Annotated in this window: 13 protein-coding genes; 6 read left to right on the top strand and 7 right to left on the bottom strand. The window is 59.4% G+C overall.

Going from position 1 to position 19,590, the window contains the following annotated elements:
* The first annotated feature begins 35 nt into the window (after positions 1-35).
* Entirely contained in the window at positions 36-1,394 is a 1,359-nt protein-coding gene (locus CLV41_RS20780) for an aminotransferase class I/II-fold pyridoxal phosphate-dependent enzyme (protein WP_103224341.1), read from the top strand.
* A gap of 33 nt (positions 1,395-1,427) precedes the next feature.
* On the opposite strand, the gene CLV41_RS20775 is transcribed toward CLV41_RS20780, so the two are convergent.
* The 5 genes from CLV41_RS20775 to CLV41_RS20755 form a co-directional block, all read right to left on the bottom strand.
* Positions 1,428-2,237 (bottom strand): SDR family NAD(P)-dependent oxidoreductase, encoded by an 810-nt coding sequence (locus tag CLV41_RS20775; protein ID WP_103224399.1) that lies wholly within the window; start codon positions 2,235-2,237, stop codon positions 1,428-1,430.
* A 57-nt stretch (positions 2,238-2,294) separates the two neighbouring features.
* Complete coding sequence (locus CLV41_RS20770; protein ID WP_103224340.1) at positions 2,295-4,037, bottom strand: capsular polysaccharide export protein, LipB/KpsS family; 1,743 nt, start codon at positions 4,035-4,037, stop codon at positions 2,295-2,297.
* On the bottom strand, positions 4,034-5,356 hold the full coding sequence (locus CLV41_RS20765) for a capsule biosynthesis protein (protein WP_103224339.1): 1,323 nt from the start codon (positions 5,354-5,356) through the stop codon (positions 4,034-4,036). The genes CLV41_RS20770 and CLV41_RS20765 overlap by 4 nt, the downstream gene beginning before the upstream one ends.
* A complete protein-coding gene (locus CLV41_RS20760; RefSeq protein WP_208987636.1) occupies positions 5,340-6,689 on the bottom strand; it encodes a capsule biosynthesis protein in 1,350 nt (449 codons plus the stop codon). The genes CLV41_RS20765 and CLV41_RS20760 overlap by 17 nt, the downstream gene beginning before the upstream one ends.
* Before the next feature lie 75 nt (positions 6,690-6,764).
* Positions 6,765-7,949 (bottom strand): polysaccharide biosynthesis/export family protein, encoded by a 1,185-nt coding sequence (locus CLV41_RS20755; protein WP_235867209.1) that lies wholly within the window; start codon positions 7,947-7,949, stop codon positions 6,765-6,767.
* A gap of 327 nt (positions 7,950-8,276) precedes the next feature.
* Between CLV41_RS20755 and CLV41_RS20750 the strand changes: the two genes are divergently transcribed.
* The 5 genes from CLV41_RS20750 to CLV41_RS20730 all read left to right on the top strand — a co-directional run bounded on the left by CLV41_RS20750 (position 8,277) and on the right by CLV41_RS20730 (position 17,555).
* Positions 8,277-9,305 carry an AGE family epimerase/isomerase gene (locus CLV41_RS20750; RefSeq protein WP_408014152.1) on the top strand — a complete coding sequence of 343 codons (1,029 nt, stop codon included), beginning with the start codon at positions 8,277-8,279 and terminating at the stop codon, positions 9,303-9,305.
* A 145-nt stretch (positions 9,306-9,450) separates the two neighbouring features.
* Positions 9,451-10,362: a bifunctional methylenetetrahydrofolate dehydrogenase/methenyltetrahydrofolate cyclohydrolase FolD gene (gene folD, locus CLV41_RS20745; protein ID WP_103224336.1), complete on the top strand. Its 912-nt coding sequence runs from the start codon at positions 9,451-9,453 to the stop codon at positions 10,360-10,362.
* A gap of 346 nt (positions 10,363-10,708) precedes the next feature.
* Positions 10,709-12,631: an autotransporter assembly complex protein TamA gene (locus tag CLV41_RS20740; protein ID WP_103224395.1), complete on the top strand. Its 1,923-nt coding sequence runs from the start codon at positions 10,709-10,711 to the stop codon at positions 12,629-12,631.
* A 5-nt stretch (positions 12,632-12,636) separates the two neighbouring features.
* The gene (locus tag CLV41_RS20735; protein WP_103224335.1) at positions 12,637-16,983 is read left to right on the top strand and encodes a translocation/assembly module TamB domain-containing protein; all 4,347 of its coding nucleotides are present in this window, start codon (positions 12,637-12,639) and stop codon (positions 16,981-16,983) included.
* Between the two features lie 218 nt (positions 16,984-17,201).
* Entirely contained in the window at positions 17,202-17,555 is a 354-nt protein-coding gene (locus tag CLV41_RS20730; protein ID WP_208987634.1) for a helix-turn-helix domain-containing protein, read from the top strand.
* Between the two features lie 40 nt (positions 17,556-17,595).
* Here the strand turns inward: CLV41_RS20730 and CLV41_RS20725 are convergent, their stop codons facing one another.
* Positions 17,596-18,615 (bottom strand): Ldh family oxidoreductase, encoded by a 1,020-nt coding sequence (locus CLV41_RS20725; RefSeq protein ID WP_103224333.1) that lies wholly within the window; start codon positions 18,613-18,615, stop codon positions 17,596-17,598.
* A 123-nt stretch (positions 18,616-18,738) separates the two neighbouring features.
* Positions 18,739-19,539, bottom strand: a complete 801-nt coding sequence (locus tag CLV41_RS20720; protein WP_103224332.1) for a Rossmann-fold NAD(P)-binding domain-containing protein — start codon at positions 19,537-19,539, stop codon at positions 18,739-18,741.
* Positions 19,540-19,590 lie beyond the last annotated feature (51 nt).

Below are 19,590 nucleotides of genomic sequence, written 5' to 3'. Positions count from 1 at the left end.
AGTAGCTAGGCCGGATGCAATAAGGAATGACAGCTATGGGCTCAGATGATCGGGCCAAGCTTATGGACAGCTTGAAAGCCAACCGGCGGTCCGCGCGCGGACGCACAGCGTCAGCGCCCGACCGCTCTCAGGCAACCTCTCCCAAACGCAAGGTTTTCGACTTCAAGGAATTGCCTCAGGTCAAACAGCTGCAGATGCACCGGGCAGCCGCGGACATGATGGGGATCGAAAACCCCTTTTTCAGGCCGCATGACGGGCTAGCGACTGAAACCAGCGTTATCGGCGGGCACAACTACGACAATTTCGCGTCCTACAATTATCTGGGATTGAATGGACATCCGAAGGTGAACGCCGCGGCGAAGGAAGCAATCGACCGCTTCGGCACCAGTGTGTCCGCCAGCCGGATCGTTGCCGGCGAACGGCCTTTTCATGGCGAACTGGAAGCGGCCCTGGCCCGCATTCACGGCGTTGAATCCGCCATCGTCATGGTCTCGGGCCACGCCACCAACGTGACAACCATCGGCCATCTGATGCAAAAGGGGGACTTGGTCCTCACCGATTCCTTCGTGCACAATTCGATTGCCGAAGGTGTCAGGCTTTCCGGCGCCACCCGCATGAATTTCCCGCATGACGATCTCGATGCGCTGGAAAAGATGCTGGCCGATCACCGGCACAAATTCGAAAAAGTCCTGATCGCCGTCGAAGGCCTTTACTCGATGGACGGCGATTTTCCCGACCTCAAGAGGATCGTGAAACTCAAGCAGGCCTACGATGTCTGGCTAATGGTCGATGAAGCGCATTCGATTGGCGTACTCGGCAAGACCGGTCATGGAATTTCCGAGCATTTCGGGATCGATCCGACCGAAGTCGAAATCTGGATGGGAACCCTCAGCAAGACCTTTTCCTCCTGCGGCGGCTATATCGCCGGCTCGAAAGTCCTGTGTGATTATCTGAAGGTCTCGGCTCCGGGGTTCGTGTTTTCCGTTGGCCTGTCCGCCGCCCTTGCCGGATCCGCCATCGCCTCGGCGGAATTGCTGGAACAGGAGCCTGAGCGGGTTGAGCGCCTGCAGAAAAACGGAACGCTGTTTCTGAAGCTCGCAAAAGAAGCCGGGCTGAATACCGGGCCGAGTACCGGATACGCGGTCATTCCGGTTATTGTCGGTGATTCCGCCGGTGCGGCAACGCTTTCCAACCGTTTGCTTGCGAAAGGCATTAACGCGCTGCCGATCATTTTTCCGGCCGTTCCGGAAAAGTCCGCACGCATCCGCTTCTTCATCACGAGCGAGCACACGGAAGAACAGATCATCCGCGCCGTGGAAACGACTGCCGCCGAACTCGATGCCATGCGCGCGGACGGGACAGCGGTCGACCGGCTGATCAAGGCCGCCAGGTAACCCTGGAGGCTACTCCGGCGGCCGCGTTTTCCGCTATCTGTCAGATGGTTCCCGGTAACGCGGATCACGTTCGATTTCCGCTTCAAATCCCCCTAGGAACAGATCGCCGAGGATCGGCGGCAACAGATTCTGCAACCGGATGCCGAATGCCAGCAGAAACGGAAAGGCGTAGAAGGCGCGCCTGCGTTCTATCGCGCGCCGCATCAGTACGGCAGCCCTTTCCGCAGGCATTTCAAAAGGCTTTGCTCCCTTGTGCCTGGCGGACATCGGGGTCGTCACGAAACCCGGGCATATGATTGTCACCGAAACGCCGAAGGGTTTAAGCCAGCCGCGCAGAGAGTGGCCGTAGGCGATAATCGCGGCCTTCGTTGCGCTGTAGCTCGGCATGTCCGGAAGGGCCCGCATTCCCGCAAGTGAGGAAACCAGAACGACCTGTCCCCGCCCGCGCGCTTGCATGGCATCGACAACACCGGAGACGGTATTGACGACACCACGGTAATTCACGTCGATCTGCCGGTCGCTGTCCGCATCGCTCTCACGGGTCCTGTTTGGTCCAAGGCCGGCTGTGACTCCCGCGTTGGCAATGACAAGATCGACGGGATGGCGTGTATCGAGGTCGCTCAGGTAGGCGTGCAGTTTTTTCCGATCACGGATGTCGATCGCCGCGGCTTCTCCTTCTGCGCCCAGTGCGCGTATTTCTGTCATGACCGGTCCGAGCCGCGCCTCGTCGCGCGCGATCAACGCCAGATAGGTTCCCGGGCAGGCAAATTCCCTGGCCAGCGCCTGGCCAATGCCGCCGCTGGCTCCTGTCAGCACGATGACCCTGTCATATCGGTTCGTCATGGCCATTCCTTCATCCGGATTGCTCCGCTTTCATATATGTTCTGCTGAATTGAGACATCAAATGCCCAGTTTGCGTCCGAGCCAGGATGAATGACGCTTCAGCGCCGTGACAAGAAGGTGTTTTCGGTCCCCGCGCTGTTCACTCAGCCTCGCCACGAGGAATTCAGGTGTGCAGGGCAGCAGAGAGACCGGATCGACCGTGCGGGCGTATTTCACCAGCGCAAGATAGACCAGTTCCGGCAGACTGCGCGCGCGTCCCCTGCCCGGTATTTCCGTCAGATCCTCACACAATCCCCAACCGGCATAAAACGGTGCGCCGTGCACAGTAACTTTACGGCCGCGAAGAAGCGCTTCAAAGCCGGAAAGCGAAGAGAAAGTTTCAACAGTATCGACCGCTTCGATCAGATCGATGATATTGGCATCTTCGGCAATTTCATCGGCATAGTTCAATGCCGTTCGCCGTTCGACCTTGCCTTTGCGCAACCCTGTTTCCACATCCGGATGCGGCTTGAAGATCAGATGGGCGTCCGGATGCCGGCCGCGCACCAGTTTCAGCAGATCCAGGTTGACATTCGGCGTATTGGCGCAGTCGATTGTCGCCGACATTGACTTGCGGATCGCCGCGTCGTCAGCAACTTGTCCGGGGATCAGGATCGTTGTTCTGTCCGCGGGAAAGGAAAACGATCTCGATTTGCCGAAATTGTATTTCGACACGCGTGCGGCACTGATCAGTTCAACAAGGCATTTGCCGCGCTGCTGTTCCGCCTCAGAAAGCTCATAGTCTTTCAGCAACACCTCCAGGCGGCTCGGCCGGGACGGATCGTAATAGATCCCGAGATCGTCGACGGCAAGCATCGCGCCGCGGGCAAGACCGGCCCCCAGCCCCACCGACCTCAGAAATCCGTCCTCGATCCGCAAGAGCGGGATTCCTGCTTCCGAGCAGGCTTCCTCAAACGCCGCGTCCGTCCGTCCCGCCCAGGACAGGATCTGCCCGCCGCTTCGCCCTGCCGCCGCGATCGCCTCTTCCTGCGTTTCGTGAAATGACACCTCACCGCCCGTACCGGAGAAGGTTGCCCGGATTGAAGGATGGTTCCAGTACTGGGCTCCATAGCAGTGGCTCGCGCGGCAGTTTTCCTGCCAGCTCGTCTGGACCGTATGGAAGATTCGCAGGGCCTCGGACCACCTGACCGGTTGTCCGGTATAGGGTGAAAACCAGACCGTATTATGCGTCAGTATCGATTCCAGTACAGCCTCTGGAGCGATATCATGCTCGGCGGAAGTCTCTTCGATGCCACGCCAAACCCCGCTCGCCTCCTTCCCAATGTGCTTACGGTCCGAAAGAACACCTTCCAGATCCACGCCGCCGCGGGCAGAAGTTTCAGATTCTCCGGCTGCGTCGCAAGAAAGGTCAAGGGAACGCCAGGTGCTGACAAATTGCTGGTCGGACCGCTCCGCAGCCCCACCGATCGCGTCCGCGCAGGCGCGTGCGAGGAGCAGCCACGGGTTGCTCAGATCTTCATTGCCGGGTTTGTCCAGCGGCAGCAGAATGAGGCTTGCGGGAACGCGTTTGGCCTCAATCGGCGTCGGTCCCGGTAGCACGAGAAGAAGGACCGCTGCCTTTCGCTTCGCCATGTCGACAGCCAAAGGCAGCTGTTCCGGTACGGCGACGACATAGAGTTGTTCCCGGTTCTGCTCCTTCGCCTCTTGCGCATCGAGCGCGCGCCTGATGAGCGTCTTCCACCTGACGAGCGAAGGGGCCGCGCCGAAGAGTATTTTCGGATCTTTGACGCGCGCGCTCATAGAGGCACTCCAAGTTTACGTGCTTTTTCAAGCCTTGGAGGCGGTTCGACAAAGGCCCCGAGCGGATTGAGCTCACGTTTTGCGATGCGATCCGCGATATTCCAGGCAGCGACAAAAACGCCCTCCCGGTTATGGATCGATCCGCGAATTTGAGTTGTCGCCGCCAGCGCGCGTATATAGGCGTTGAGAAGCAGCGGGTCCGGCCTGTGAGGATCATTCCAGAAACCGGAAAGGTCTCCCTGATGGGTCAGCCCCTCCATGTCATAATGGGCGGGCACCAGGGTTTTGACCGGGACCTGCGCCTGCAAGGCTTCCAGGCCGGCGGTCGAATTGAGCGTCACCACTCCCGCCGCTGCCTCAAGGGGTTTCGACAGGCCGCCGCCATCGAAATAATGCATACGGGCACTCAGGCCGTATTTCAGCGCCAATGCGTTCGATACCCCAGACCAGTCCTCGAAGCCGACATCGAGGGGATGGCTTTTCAACACCAGGTGCGCGTCCTCTGGAGCAGATTCGGAAAAGGACCGGAAGACAATTTCCAGAACCTGGGAAAAGCTTTGATACGGGGAATGCCTGCGAAGCTGGAAATCGCCCTCCAGCTGGATCGGCAGCACAAAATAGCTGCAACCTGTTTGCCGGAGCGCCTCGATTTTACGATCCGCTTCGGCAGTCCGCCTTTTTTCCCGAAGGAGCCGCGAGGCCCCTCGCAGATACTCCTCTATCGGCGGGTAGATCGTATGCCGCACATAGTTTGGATAAAGCAGCTTCAAAAAGACGTTCGTCAGATTGTAGGCGACATCCGGAGCCGTCTGAAGCCAGAAGGAGGATGGAAACCGCGGTTCCAAATCCACATCTCCCGCCCTGTCCGCAACAGCCCGGACGGCATCCGGATCGGCGGGAAAACGACTCAGTGTCGACAACCCGTCTCTCTCCAGCGTCATCCAACCGGGCCGCAATGCCCCAAGTTCGGTCACGGCAATCTGAATATCCAGCGGCAGCGCCTTTTCGACGGCGATCCTGTGGTAGATCCGCTGATCTCCGTGCAGCACCAGGTCTGTAATTCCATGCACGGCCAAATAGTCTTCAATGAAGTCAGGCCAGTCCCGCGGTGAGCCTTTGAAGCTGGTGCATTCCTTTCCGTGCCACTGCATCCAGTCTCCGGCACAGAAATTGATCCGGAACACCTGGCAGCCGAATTTCCTGAGATGGTTTCCCGTCATTCTGAAAAGAGGTGACAGCGGCCCCTGCAGAAAGAGTATCCGTCGCTCGGAGCAGTCCGCCCTGACCTCTCCCTTGCGGGGATCAGCCGGGCCAGACATGAGTCCATCGCTCCATCTTGCCGCGCGCCTTCAGCTGCTCGCAAAAAGTTGTTGCTATGCCGCGCGATCGGGCCTTTTCCAGCCTGGGAGGTGCCTCGCAAAACGCGTCCGGTAAATTGACGGTGCCGGCAATGATGCGTTCGGCCATCAGTTCCGCGCCGGCTTCACGGCCTTCCCTGGTATAAAAGCAACCCTTGACCTGTATCGAAGCTGCCAGCAGACGTTCCAGCGCGTCCAGAAGTTCCTGGTCGGGAGCCGATCCTTCACGCCAGAATGTGTCCAGCGGTTTCTGACAGGTAAGCCCTTCAATGTCATAGAGGGCAATCCCGAGAACTTTCGTCGGACAGTTCGCCCGCAAAGCGTGTAAACCGGTCGTGCTGTTTATGGTCAGGGATCCTGCCGCATGGCTGAGCAGCCTGTTCAGGTTTCCGCCATCCACAAGCAGAACGCGTTTCTTGACGCCGTGTTTTTTGGCGATTGTGCGCAAGATCCGCGACCATGGCTCCATCCCGTTATCAAGCGGATGAACCTTGAAGACCAGCCTGGCAGACGATGGGGCATGGAGGGAAAAGGACCGAATGACATCCTCGGCCGCGTCGGCAATATGATCGTACTGGGAATTGTAACGAAGCTGATAATCGCTCTGAAGCTGCAGGGGAAAAACGTAGTAAGGAAGCCCGGTAGCGATGATGTCGTCGATGACATGATAGGCGTGACGGTCGCGGCGCTTGGCCATCGCGAACCGGGGAATGTTGCTGAGATAGTCGATGAAGGGATGATAGAGCTTGTCACGTATATAACCAGGAAAGGCCCATGCGAAAATCACGTTGGCCATATTGTAAGTAACCTCGTTCACCGCTTCGTTGATGAACGGATACTTGTACAAAGGCTGGCGATCAATTTCCGGAAGCGCCTCACCGCTTCTGCGGATGTGGTCCGCATCCTCCGGAAAGAGAGAGTGGGCTGACATTCCGCAATGTTCCAGAGTGATCCAGTCGGGCCGCAGATATCCGTTTTCAAAGGTCAGGCAGGTTAGCCCCAAGTCCGCGCCGACCTCAGCCGCCGCGACATGATAAGGAATGCGATCGGCGTAATAGACGATGTGGGTAATTCTGTTCTGCCGGCAAAAGTCCCGCAGCCAATTCGGCCAGTTCTCAAGGTTGCCACGATAGGAGCGGCATCTGCGGTCATGCCAGCCCAGCCAGTCACCTGCCGACAGATTGACCCGCAAGGTTCGCACGCCGCGTTTCTCCAGGCTGTCCGCGATCGTGCGCGCAAAGATCCCGGGCGGACCTTGCAGAAAAAGCACCACCATGGAGCTGACTGGACTCATTGCGTTTTGCCAATCTGCTGGCTTAGGCGGCTTGAGAAGCCGGTTCGAACCGCCGAATGTTGCGACCAGCAATCTTTAATCGTAAATTCTCTGTACCGTCGAGTAATTGCTGATCAGCGGCGCGATGATCTGGAGGAATTTCCCGAGTTCCGCGGTCGGATGGTTCGAGACGTAGATGATATCCTTGTCCCGCATCTCGAAGTTCTGAGCCAGGAAGAAGCCTTGGGGATCTCTGAGGCTTAGCTTGTAGACCATCGGAACAGCCGTCTGGCCGGAAAGCTTCTGGTCGAGGGCCGGCTTAAGTTTACGGACAAGCGCGGCATCTTCATAACGGAACAGGAACACCCCGTTCGCGTCGGCACGATCATCGCGTAACCCGCCTACCGTTGCCAGCGCCTCGGCCATCGTCACGGTCTTGGTCCTGAACGGAACCAGCTGATTGTCTTTCACAGCTCCAAAAGCTGAAAAGGTGCGCGGACGATGCGACAGCAGTATGTTGTCGCTCGGTGAAATGAGAACGTTATTTTCCGGATAATCTATGAGATCTTCCAGCCGTGTCGTACCGGCGCGGTTTCCCCGTTTCAGCGTAACGACCGTCTCGTAAGTGGCCTCACGGGACCCACCCGCCTGGGCTACGAGGTCAAGTAGACGCGTATTGCGCAGGGGCAGAGGGTAAACGCCCGGCTTCGCCACGTCTCCGACAACCACCGCGGTGGTGCTGAGCTTGTCCTTCAGTGAAACAAGGACCTGCGGTTCTACGGCCTTTCCGATCAGTTTTTTCTGGATCGACTGGCGCAGCCCTTCGATGCTGAGACCGGCTGCGCGGACGCTCCCTGCATACGGGATGAAAATAGAACCGTTTTCATCCACCACGGACGGAATCTGGCTCGACCCACCCCCACCGCTGGAAAACAAGCCGTCGGGAGACGCTTCCCAGATAGTGACAACAAGTGTGTCACCGACACCGAGCAGGGACGACGAACCGCCGCTGCCGACGCCATGGAACTGGTTTGCGAATGCAAGGGGCCGATAGGCCTTGACCAGATCGATATTTGTCGCTTCCAGTACTACGACGGTATAATCGCCAGCCTTGGCGCTTTCCTCAACATCCTGCGAGGTAATATTAATCGCGGCCGGCCCGTCTCCGGGTAGAGCGGAACATCCGAACAACGCCCCCGCAACCACCAGTACTGACAAAATTCGCATTAGATCCCGATCCACCCGTTTGCTGTCCGTCTGGTAGCATCCTCTTGCCGTCATGTCCAAGACGCAACAGCCTTATTCCCAGGAGAAATGTCCCACCTGTGACTTTGCTGTAACAGTACACCTCTTTTTCCTAGTGAATTGATTAATTTCCGATTTATCGTCCTAAGATCGGCACACACAACGCGCTAGTGACCCGGTTTTTCCCCGCTCCCGATGAGGACATCGATGACCGCAAACGACCTGACCACAATCCGTGAAACAGTAAAGAAATCCTCTGAAAATTTAACTAGGTGGCTGACAGAAAAAGCTCTTCCTGTCTGGTTTGCAGCAGGCGCTGACCTTGTGACTGGTGAGTGTTTCGAAGCAATCGACTTGGCAAGCATGCGGGCGGTTCCAGTTCCGCGCCGGGCGCGTGTCGTTCCCCGGCAGATTTATTCTTTTCTGGAAGGTGCAAAACTTGGCTGGGCGGGTCCGGCCGGTGAGCTTGCGATAAAGCTGTCGGATTGGCACGGGAAAGCGTTCCTGACAGATGCAGGCTATTTCGCTGGTGCCGTGGATATGGAAAACCGCATCACGGATCCTTCGTTCGACCTCTACAATCAGGCCTTCGCCCTGCTGGGATTCGCCCAGATAGCGGCGGCGCCCCCCGAACGCAGGGCCTCGGCAGCCGCACAGGCCTTAAATCTTCTCAATTTTCTGTTCGAGAATTACCGTCATTCTGAAGCCGGTTTCCGGGAGGCCCAACCGGACAAGGCGCCACTTTGCTCCAATCCGCACATGCACCTGTTCGAGGCGTGCCTCGCCTGGGAAGTTATATCCGACGATCCGGTCTGGAGAGACCTCTCGGATGAAATCGCCGAACTTGCGCTGACCCGGTTTATCGATCCCGTGAACGGCGGCCTGCGTGAATTCTTCGATCTGGACTGGACGCCGATGCCCGGCGACAAGGGCCGGGTGATGGAACCCGGACATCAGTTCGAATGGGCCTGGCTGCTGGCGGGTTGGGGACAATCGCGAAACGATGCGGGCGCCCTTATCGCCGCAAGGCGCCTTTATGACATCGGCTGGACATACGGCATCGACGAAAGCCGAGGCGTGGCCTTCATGGCGCTGAACGACGATTTCACCGTCCGCGATCCGGTTGCCCGGCTTTGGGGACAAACCGAATGGATCAAGGCGGCAGTCGCTTTGGCGCGGATCTCGACCGGGGCCGAGAGAGAAGCCTATCTCGCCGATATACCGGATGCGGTGCATGCGCTGCAGATCTACTTCAAAGGTGTGCCGGACGGTCTCTGGCACGACAAGCTCACTTCGGAGGGCCAGTTTCTCGACGAGCCGGCCCCGGCCAGTTCGCTCTATCACATCGTTTGCGCAATTTCCGAATTGAGCGCATTTGCGAAGTCTCTTTAAAGGAATGCGACGGCCTGTATCAGGCGTTAATGACGAAACGGGAGCAGGAAAAGACGCAAACCGTCTTTTTCAATTGCTCACGGCAATCTATAGCTTGTCGTCGAATCCGGATTTCAGCTCATGGACACAGTAACAAGGAAGCGGAATGCCCGAGGCACAGATCATTGACGGCAAGGCGATCGCGGAAACGGTTCGCGAAGAAATCACCCGCCGGGCGGCGGCGCTGCTTGAGACCAGCGGTGTGCGTCCAGGCCTTGCAGTCGTGCTGGTCGGGGAAGATCCGGCAAGCCAGGTCTATGTGCGCAACAAGGACCGGGCGGCGGAAGCCTGCGGTTTTCATTCGCTCAAGCATACGCTTCCCGCAGAGACCAGCGAAGCGGATGTTCTTTCGCTCGTCGACAAGCTCAACAACGACCCGGACATTCACGGCATTCTGGTGCAGTTGCCTCTGCCCGGGCATATCGACGAAAGCAAGGTGCTTCGCCTGATCCGGCCGGAAAAGGATGTCGACGGGTTCCATCCCGTCAATGTCGGCCTTCTGACCGCCGGAGAACGGGCCAGCGCGCTGGTTCCCTGCACGCCAGCGGGTTGTCTGGTTCTCCTGAAACGGACGCTGGGGGACACGCTTGCCGGGCAGAACGCCGTCGTGGTGGGACGATCCAACATTGTCGGCAAACCCATGGCCAGCCTTTTGCTGCAGGAGAGCTGCACCGTCACAATCGCCCACAGCCGGACCAGAAACCTGCCCGATGTCGTGCGCGCGGCCGACATTGTCGTCGCCGCAGTCGGCCGTCCCCAGATAATCGGGGGGGACTGGATCGGACAGGGGGCGACGGTGATCGACGTGGGTATCAACCGTATTCCCGCGCCTGAGCGCGGCGAGGGCAAGAGCCGGCTTGTCGGCGATGTCGCCTTCGAAGAAGCGCTGGAACATGCAGGCGCAATCACGCCGGTTCCCGGCGGTGTCGGGCCGATGACCATCGCCATGTTGATGGTCAACACGCTAACCGCCGCACGGCGCCTGCTCAACCTTCAGGAAGAAGACCCGTTGTTCTAGGGATCTTTCCATAGCAAAACCGATCGAACTTGAAATGCTCGAGCAATCCTTGTTCCTTCGAACGAAGGTTGCACCGCTTGTGGCCGCGGCAACACCTGTTCGAGCGAAGTCGTTGTAGCGCCTGCGCACTTGCGCTGCCCGCGACGCCATGATCTATCGTGTTGAGAGTACATTAACCGTGGTTGACCTAACGTGAGAAACGTAGGGGCTGCGTATGCAGTTTGGCTTGATTGTGACAGGTCGCACCGAGGCAATCCGGCCATGCCAAACCGTCAGGCGGCAGTAAGTGAAGGGTCTACCGTCCTGCAAACCCGGCTTTGATTCGGGTGCGCGTGGTTACGCTTTGATGACACTGGCCGGCTTGCCGGCGCGCGGTGCGTTTTGTGCTGCCAGACGCCTCCTCCAGGCCGGACTGATTTTCACGGTACTGACGGCAGCACCGCAATCGGCTCATTCTTTCGAACTTTTCGGCTGGAAACCCTTCGGATCTTCTGAAGAAAATTCCGAGGCCGTTCCGGACCCCATTTCCTACGAACCCGAACTCACCGTCTCAAACGACAATGAACGTATAGCGACGGAATTGAGGGATGCATCGCTCCTGATGCAGCAAAAGGACCGCCCCCCTTCCGGAGAAGCCGGATTGCTGGCACGCGCGCTCTCCGACCGCGAACGCCTGATCGCACAGCTTTACGCAATTGGCCGCTATGGTGGAACAGTCGAAATCATGCTCGCGGGTATCCCGCTCGAGACGGCCCTGGAGCAGTCCGATTTACCCGAGGCTCGTCCGGTCAGCGTGATCATTCTGGTGGATCCGGGTCCCGTGTTCACCTTCGCGGACATTTCGATTTCCTCGCGCGGATCGGACCTTTCCACAGATCCGGCTTTCTGGGGGCTTTCTCCCGGCGAGGTGGCAGCTTCCGATGAGATCCTGAAAGCGGAAAGCCGCATGGTCTCCGTCCTGCGCGGACGTGGTTATCCGAAGGCTAAAATCGCCGAGCGGAGGATTACGGCCGATCACAGCACCAACAGTCTCGCCGTCACCCTGATCGCGGATGCCGGTCCCAAGGCCCGTTTCGGCGCCGTCTCAGTCAGCGGAACGAAAGTGACCGATCCGGCATTTGTCGTTCAGCAGGCGATGTTGCCGGAAGGTGAACTCTATTCCCCGGAGGACCTTGCACGCACCCGCAAGCGACTGAATGACCTCGGTATTTTTTCATCGGTCCGGTTGGTCGAGGGTGACATCGAAGGCCCGGACGGCACAATGCCGATCACCATTGAGGTGACTGAGCGCAAACGTCATGTGATCGGTGCGGGGGCTTCCTGGTCCAGCACGGAAGGCTTCGGAGTGGAATCCTATTGGCGGCGCAGAAACCTGTTCGGCCGCGGTGAACTGCTGTCGATCGAAGGATCCGTCGGCCGGCTCGGTAACGAAAGCCTGGAGAGCCTCGAATATTCCGCACGCATTGCCTTTGAAAAACCCGGAGTGTTCGGTCCCCTGACCAGTTTTTCAACGAGCCTGGGCGCGCGGCAGGAAAATCCCGATGCCTATTTAAGCCGCACCATTACCTATGATGCTTATCTGAACCGCCAATTCACGGATCAGCTCAAGGGCCGTGCGGGCGCAGAGGTCTTCTATGCCAATGAAGAGGACGTCTTCGGGGACAGCGACTATCTGCTCGTCGGATTGCCTGCCGACCTGACCTTCGACAACAGGGACAATCTTCTGAACCCGTCCAAAGGGGTCTTTGCCGCGTTCTTCGCGGAACCGGCATATGACACGCTGAATGCCAACGCCATGGGGTTCGTGAAAGGCACGGTTTCAAGCTACTACGCACTGGATGAATCCAAACGCTTCATCCTTGCCGGCAAAGTCACCGCGGGCTCCATTTTCGCGCCCTCCGTCGAAGCTGTCCCGGCAAGCCGGCGTTACATTGCCGGCGGTGGCGGCTCGATCCGCGGATATGCCTACCGCAATGTCGGTCCGCGTGTGGATGGCGAAGTAACGGGAGGCCGCTCCCTCATCGAATTGTCCGGAGAAGTTCGCGTCAGAATGACCGAAACGATCGGTGTCGTTGGATTTGTGGATGCCGGAAACGCGTATGAGAACAGTTTTCCCGACTTTTCTGAGGGCCTCAAGGTGGGCGTAGGTGCCGGGCTGCGCTACTTTACCCCTATAGGACCGCTTCGCATCGATGCGGCCATACCTCTGGATCCGGGACCGGGTGACCCGGATTTCGCCCTTTATGTCGGTTTGAGCCAGGCGTTTTAGCGCATATGCGTTTTCTAAAGCTTTCATTACGGATCTTCGGATTCCTGATCGCGCTCGCGATTATCGTTCCGATTCTCGCGATCGCTGCAATGCAGGTATCGGCCGGCCGGGCTTTTGTTTCGGGTGTCGTCAGCAACCTTGTCTCCACGGACGGACGGATAGTCAGGGTCGAAGGCCTTTATCTCGGCTTCGGACTCAACGGCGGACTTGAGCGACTGACAGTTGCCGATGAGGCCGGCGTCTGGTTGGCCGCCGACCGGATCACTCTTAGCTGGAACCCGTTGCAGCTCATTTCAGGCGAGCTGGACATCTCCAGCGTGACAGCAGGCCAGGTCGATCTGGAAAGACAGCCCTCAGCCCCGCAGGACGAAGCCGCCAGCGCCAGTTCCAAAAGCGATGGTTCTACCGGTTTCTCGCTGCCCGTCGATGTCACTCTGGACAGTTTCCGTCTTGGGGAAATCAATCTTGGGCCGGCACTGCTCGGAACACCCGTTTCTCTGAACGCCTCCGGATCCGGTGCCTTCGCTGCCAACCCCGCCCTCCTCACCGCTCATCTCGACGTCCACCGGATCGACGGTGTCGACGCCGGTCTGATCGCCGCCGCGGAATTCGAACCTGCAGCAGAAAAACTTGCCTTCGACATCACAGTGTCGGAGCCACGCGGAGGTTTGGCTGCCCGTCTGCTTGAGGTCCCGGACCTTCCGGCCCTGCGCCTTGAGCTGAAAGGCGACGGCCCCTTGACCAACTGGGCGGCCAAGCTCAACCTGGCTCTCGACGGACGAACAACTGTTACCGGTTCCGCAAGAATCGAGGAAGACACCGGCGGCCGGCATCTATCCTTCGATCTGGACGGCGATCTCGCCCCCCTGGCGCCACCCGAAGTCCAGGCCTTTTTACTCGGCACCACGAACGCTTCCGGGCAAGCCCGGTTTTCCGGCGATTTCGCCCCGCAATCGGCTCAGCTCGCCCTTACCACCCGAACCGTCTCTCTTAACGCCAGCGCAGACCTCACCAGCGCGGAAATCAACGCCACCGCAAACCTTTCGGTGAGCGCGGGCGAAAACGCCCTGATTGCCGTTGAACTGGCCAACCGGCGGATTGCTTTCGGCCCGGTGAAAGCCGATTTTACCGTTTCCGGCCAGCGATCATCCGCAGACTGGTCGAGCGAAGTGAGCATTGCGTCCTTTCAAACGGCGGAAGTCCGGACGGGCGAGATGGATCTCAAGGCTTCGGGCTCGGGCGCCAACCTTACCCCCACCGTCATGACCTCCCCGTTCCGCTTTTCTCTCGCGATTGCCGGACTGGAAGGACTGACGAAAGAAACCGCTCCGCTGTCGGGCCCGGTGTCTTTGCAGGGGAATGGTACGGCTGACGGTAAAAACAAGTCCCTGCAGATCGCCGGCTTTTCCGTCAGCACAACGGCCGGCCAGGCCAATCTGACGGATTCGGAGATTTCGGCCAGTAAAATCGATGCTCGTGGCCGCCTGTCCGTACCGGATCTGGCAATGTTCTCTGGTCTTGCCGGGCGCAATCTCGCGGGAAGCCTTGCCGGAACCTTTTCCGCCGACCTTGACCCGGACACACTCACCGGTTCGGCAACGGGCGCGCTTGTTCTGCGTGAGCTGAAAACAGACGTGTCTCAGGCGGACGCGCTGCTCACTGGCGAAAGCAACGTCGATCTGACACTGGATCTGGCCGGGCGGGATGACGTAACCGTCAAGAGCCTGGCGGTGAAAAACGAGGCCCTGGAGATTCGCGGCAACGCGCACTACCAAAAGGCCTCTCTGACGTCCGATCTGACAGTCCGCCTCGAGGATCTTTCCAAGGTCGATCCCCGTCTTGAAGGCGGCCTCGCGCTGGACGTCCGTTCGTCCGGTCCGCTCGGCGCTCTTGAAGTACAGGCGAACGCCACCTCTCAACAGATTCTGCTTGCCGGAACCCCACTCGATGACCTGAGCTTTTCAGCGGATGCGACGGCCGATCCGGCCGCGCCGACGGCTGCCGTGAAAGGCACGGCATCGCTCAACGGTCAGCCGATTGCCGTCGATGTGGTGCTGACGAGCAAGGACGGTGGCGCCGACGTCGAGCCCCTGTCGATCCGCCTTGCCGGAAACACTGTGACGGGGGCCCTTTCCATCGCAGACGTGGACAAGCCCGTCGAGACGCTGAAGGGCGATCTGAAGATCGATGCTCCGGATCTCGCCTCCCTCTCCCCCTTGCTGCTCACCGACATCAGTGGCCGCCTGCAGGGCACGCTTTCCGCCAACCCGCAAGACCGAACGCTGGCTGTTGACGTGACCGGCGCCGATATCGGCATACCGTCGGTCAGTTTCAGCAACCTGAAGCTGAAAGCCAACGTTGCGGCTCCTTATGCTCCGGAAAACATTACGGCGGATATCCAACTCGCGGGTCTGCTTACGGATGCAACCCCCATACACAGCGCCGACATCAGTGTAACACCGGACGGGGACGGCACCGCGATTACGGCGCAAGTGGCCATGGACAGGGATAATCGCGACGGACTGACCCTCAAGGCCCGCGTCAGCGAACTCGATAGCGGTGCCTATGTGCTGGCGCTTCAGGAACTCGCCCTGCACTACCAGGGCCTCACCAGCGCGCTCAAGCAGCCAACCACCATTTCCTATAGCGGCGGCGAAGCAATAATCGACCCTCTGGAACTCAGGCTTGGGAACGGGTCGCTGTCGGTAGCCGGCAAGGCCGGGCAGTCGCTGGACCTCACGGCCAAGTTGAAGTCCGTGCCGCTGAACCTCGCAAATGCATTTTTGCCGTCACTGGGTCTTGGCGGCACCTTGTCGGGCAGTGTGGCAGCCAAAGGAAGCGCATCGTCGCCCGAGGCGGAGTGGACGGTCACCGGCGCCTCGCTCACTTCCAGTGACCTCAGCAACAACAGTCTGACCGCTCTCGACCTGACTTCATCGGGTTCGTTGAAATCCAACGAGATTACGCAGACCACCCGTGTCAGCGATCCTAACGGATTGAATCTGACCGCCGCGGGCACCATCGGACTTTCGAGGCCCAACGCTCTGTCGATATCGCTTGAGGGCACGGTTCCCCTGGCCGTGGTGCGACGTCCCCTGCTGGACGCCGGGCTCAGGGGCGAAGGCTCGATTTCCCTGCAGGGTACGGTGACAGGCAACGTCGCCGATCCTTCCTACCAGATCACGGCAACGCCGGCCGATCTGAAAATAACCAGCCTGACGACCGGCCTGACCGCTCAGAACATCGGCGGCACCGTATCGGTGTCCAGTGACCAGGCCGTGTTGAACGGCATCGCGGGAGATCTCGCCACCGGCGGCACATTTTCCGCCGAGGGGACGGTCGGCATGAAAGACGGCCTGACCGCCGATATTGCCCTCAAGCTGAACAATGGCCGGTATGTCGATCCCGGTCTCGTCACCGCGGACATCGATGCCGATCTGAAAATCTCCGGACCTCTTGCTTCCCCGGCCGGTTCGGCATTGATCGATGGAAAGGTCACGATCAACAAGGCCGACATTTCCATTCCTGAAAATCTGCCAGGCGCCATTCCTCCGGTCGATGTGCGCCATGTGAACGCCTCGAAGGCAGTCCAGCAGCAGGCTGCGGAACTCGGCGGCGGATCGCGGCAGACCGGAACCCAGGAGAGGCGTTTTCCGCCGCGCCTCGACATTCTGCTTTCCGCGCCTGGCCGCATCTTCGTTCGCGGCCGCGGGCTTGATGCCGAACTCCAGGGAGAGCTCAAGATCGTTGGAACGACGACCGCCCCGCAAGCGATCGGCGCTTTCAGCCTCAGGCGCGGTCAACTCGATATCCTGACGCGCCGTCTTCTCTTCTCGCACGGCACCGCCACGTTCGAGGGATCGCTGACACCGGTCATCGATTTTGCTGCCACAACGTCCGTGAGTGATACGACGATTACCGTGAGTGTCAGCGGCGCGGCGGACGACCCGCAAATCGCGTTTACATCCTCTCCGGAACTTCCGCAGGACGAAGTTCTCGCTCTCCTGCTCTTCGGCAAGAGCGTCGGCAATCTTTCGCCAACCCAGATAGCGCGGCTGGCTGCCGCCATAGCCACCCTGACGGGCGGAAACGACAACGGTCCCCTTGCTTCGATCCGCAAGTCGCTCGGGCTCGATGCGATCGACGTCAATACCAATGGCGAAAACGGTCCGTCGGTCTCGGTCGGCAAATATATAAACGACAACATCTACCTGGGTGTTGAACAGGGAACCGGGACAAGTTCGAGCCGCGTGCAGGTCGATATAGATCTGAACCGCGGACTGAAAGTGCGCGGTGAAGTTGGAGCGGACGGGTCATCGAAAGCCGGTATTTTCTTCGAAAAAGAATACTGATCCCTTGATGCACCCTGACATTTTTATCACGGGCATCGCAAGATCCCGCCGTTCGACGCTCTCAATCCGACAAAGTCCCGGCCAGGTGTTGCGATGCACGGGCCTGCCGTGCGAGGTTGCGGACCATGAACCACATATTCAGGAAAAACTCTCCGTCGGGACCGGCGGGGACCGTATATCTGGCGGCGGAAACGATCGTTAGTGACGGGAGCGCGACAATGTCGAACAGCAGCACCGATTACACTTTGGGGGAGCGGATCTGCAAAGCCCGGGATGCCTCAAGTCTGTCCACAGCCCAGCTGGCACGCCGGCTCGGTATAAAAACGGCTACAATGCAAAGCTGGGAAAGCGACCGCTCCGAGCCGCGTTCCAACAAGCTCGTTCTGCTCGCCGGCGTCTTGAATGTCAGCCCGACATGGCTGCTTGTCGGCCGGGGCACACCGCCGATTTCGGAAGATGCCTCGGGCACGGACCTGGATAGCATGCGGGTCGCCCTTGACCGCATTCAACGGCAGGCCCAGGCGCTTGCGGATGAAATCGGGGTGCTGCAAGACCGGATGAACGGGGAATAACTCCCAAACCCCGAATGATCGGTCTTTATCGCCTACCGCTTCAGGTAAGTTCCGCTTCCCCGGCAAGCGCGAGGAGATCCAGCAGAATTTCCTCCGGAATCCTCAACCCTTCGCGGACAGCAGTCTCACGGGCTTCCAGCCTGCGGCTGCCGGGAAGCCGGGCTCCCTCGGTCTGCTCTATTTCGCTGAACAGCAGACCGATACGCTCCCAATAGGCATTATCGGAGGCCAACCCCGGATCGATCGCCAGGATGGTTTGCGCAAGGTTGGGCGGAGCGCCCTTGCCGTCGAACAGGCCGTTCGCCTCAAAGCCGAAATGCGCGCCGACGAGCGCAGCCGACAGAACCTCGATCATCAGCGCGAGCGCGGCCCCTTTCGCTTCACCAATGGGAACCATCGTGCCGTTCATCGCGGCGGCGGCGTCGGTCGCCGGCCTGCCCTGATCATCGAGAGCCCATCCTTCCGGGATCGGCCGGCCGGTCCTTGACGCGGCCATGATCTTTCCCTTGGCAACACGCGAGACGGCGAAATCGATCACCAGCGGAGGCGCGCCGGCCGGTCCCGGGGCCGCGAAGCAGATCGGATTGGTGCCGAACATCGGACGGCTTGCGCCCCACGGTGCGATTGCCTTGGGGGCATTGCCGAACACCATGGCAACCAGGCCCTTTTGGGCAAGAACCTCGCAATGAGCGCCCCCCTGTCCGAAATGATGGGAGCGATGAATGGCGGCCAGAGCGACGCCGCTCCGCCTTGCCATGTCCGGCAGAATCTTCTGCGCGAGGTCGATTGCCGGATAGGCGAACCCGTGTCCCGCGTCGATCCGCACAAGTCCCGGTTTCACGGTCTCGCAGGACGGGCGAGCTGTCCCGTGGACCTTGCCCGAGCGAACCTGCTCGACATAGGAGGGCATGCGCGACAGGCCATGTCCCGGCTGGCCGGAAGCCTCGGCGGCGACAAGCGCCCGGGCCACAGGAGCGGCGTTTTCCGGCGCGGTTCCGGCGGCGATCAGCGCCTTGGCTGCCAGACGTTCGGCTTCGGCAATTGAAACAGTTCGTGTCACTCTTGGTTTCCGTCTCTGCTGCTGAAGATCCGTGAGCGATGAGCTGATCGCACCTTGGCCGGTAAATAGCAAATCGGAATTAAACTCCGACGGCCGGATCGCGCCAACACCGGACCCCCCCCGTCATCCGTTTGCTACCTGTGCTGTGTCGTAGGCGACCGTTAGAGCGTCGCGTGGTTGCGGCACGAGTTTCAGAAGATCGCTAACATCAGACTTCAGGAAGCCTGCCATAGCGGCCGACGAGATCGATAAGAGCATCGGGGCCTGGAATGGCAATAGTGGCACGGTGGATAGCCGCTCACGCTCGGCCGCAAGACTTGTCGGTTCATAGGCAACTGCAAGCCGCTGTGCCAGATGAGGTACGGAAAATGGCGTGACGCCGGAAAGCTCATAGGTGAGCCCCGCGTGAGCCTTCGGATTTTGAAGGACTTCGAACGCCGCGTCGGCCAGGTCGGCTCTCGCTACTGCGGATATCGCAGCGGTGCCGAATGGCACCGTGATCCGCCCTTGGCGCGGCGCGGCAAGTGTACCGATTAACTCCGCATAAAGCCCGTTACGAAGGATCGTCCACCCGAGACCGCTTTCGATCAAGGCGCGCTCAGTCCAGCGATGCGCGAGCGCAAAACCCAGATGATCGCTGGCCGCCGACAGGCTTGTGTAAACAACATATGTAACGCCTTGTCGGCGTGCCTCTGTTAGAACCGCTCCGTGCCTGCGTATGACAATGTCATCTTCTGCATAGCCGGCGGAGAGAAGGAACAGAGTTGAGATGCCTGAGAAGTCCAGCGTCTCCGTGTGATCGAAATCCATCACACGGTCAGCAACTCGCGAGCGGCTGGCTGTTTCAACCGGAAGCCCGGCCTCCTTCGTTCTTTGTGCTACAAGTGATGCAAGCTGGCCCGATGCGCCGGTTATCAAAATCATGGACGTCCCTTTCCGTTAGGTTCCGGCATGGTTTAGGACGTTTCGGTCAGA

The organism is Roseibium marinum (assembly GCF_002906165.1).
GTDB classification, from domain to species: domain Bacteria; phylum Pseudomonadota; class Alphaproteobacteria; order Rhizobiales; family Stappiaceae; genus Roseibium; species Roseibium marinum.
Note: the sequence above shows the minus strand (reverse complement) of the source record. Positions and strands in the feature narration are given on the sequence as shown.

Bases quoted from the DNA above. Each gene is read 5' to 3' on its own strand.
- CLV41_RS20780 (WP_103224341.1), top strand. From the start codon at position 36: ATGGGCTCAGATGATCGGGCCAAGCTTATGGACAGCTTGAAAGCCAAC.
- CLV41_RS20775 (WP_103224399.1), bottom strand. From the start codon at position 2,237: ATGACGAACCGATATGACAGGGTCATCGTGCTGACAGGAGCCAGCGGC.
- CLV41_RS20770 (WP_103224340.1), bottom strand. From the start codon at position 4,037: ATGAGCGCGCGCGTCAAAGATCCGAAAATACTCTTCGGCGCGGCCCCT.
- CLV41_RS20765 (WP_103224339.1), bottom strand. From the start codon at position 5,356: ATGTCTGGCCCGGCTGATCCCCGCAAGGGAGAGGTCAGGGCGGACTGC.
- CLV41_RS20760 (WP_208987636.1), bottom strand. From the start codon at position 6,689: ATGAGTCCAGTCAGCTCCATGGTGGTGCTTTTTCTGCAAGGTCCGCCC.
- CLV41_RS20755 (WP_235867209.1), bottom strand. From the start codon at position 7,949: ATGACGGCAAGAGGATGCTACCAGACGGACAGCAAACGGGTGGATCGG.
- CLV41_RS20750 (WP_408014152.1), top strand. From the start codon at position 8,277: ATGCGGGCGGTTCCAGTTCCGCGCCGGGCGCGTGTCGTTCCCCGGCAG.
- folD (WP_103224336.1), top strand. From the start codon at position 9,451: ATGCCCGAGGCACAGATCATTGACGGCAAGGCGATCGCGGAAACGGTT.
- CLV41_RS20740 (WP_103224395.1), top strand. From the start codon at position 10,709: ATGACACTGGCCGGCTTGCCGGCGCGCGGTGCGTTTTGTGCTGCCAGA.
- CLV41_RS20735 (WP_103224335.1), top strand. From the start codon at position 12,637: ATGCGTTTTCTAAAGCTTTCATTACGGATCTTCGGATTCCTGATCGCG.
- CLV41_RS20730 (WP_208987634.1), top strand. From the start codon at position 17,202: ATGTCGAACAGCAGCACCGATTACACTTTGGGGGAGCGGATCTGCAAA.
- CLV41_RS20720 (WP_103224332.1), bottom strand. From the start codon at position 19,539: ATGATTTTGATAACCGGCGCATCGGGCCAGCTTGCATCACTTGTAGCA.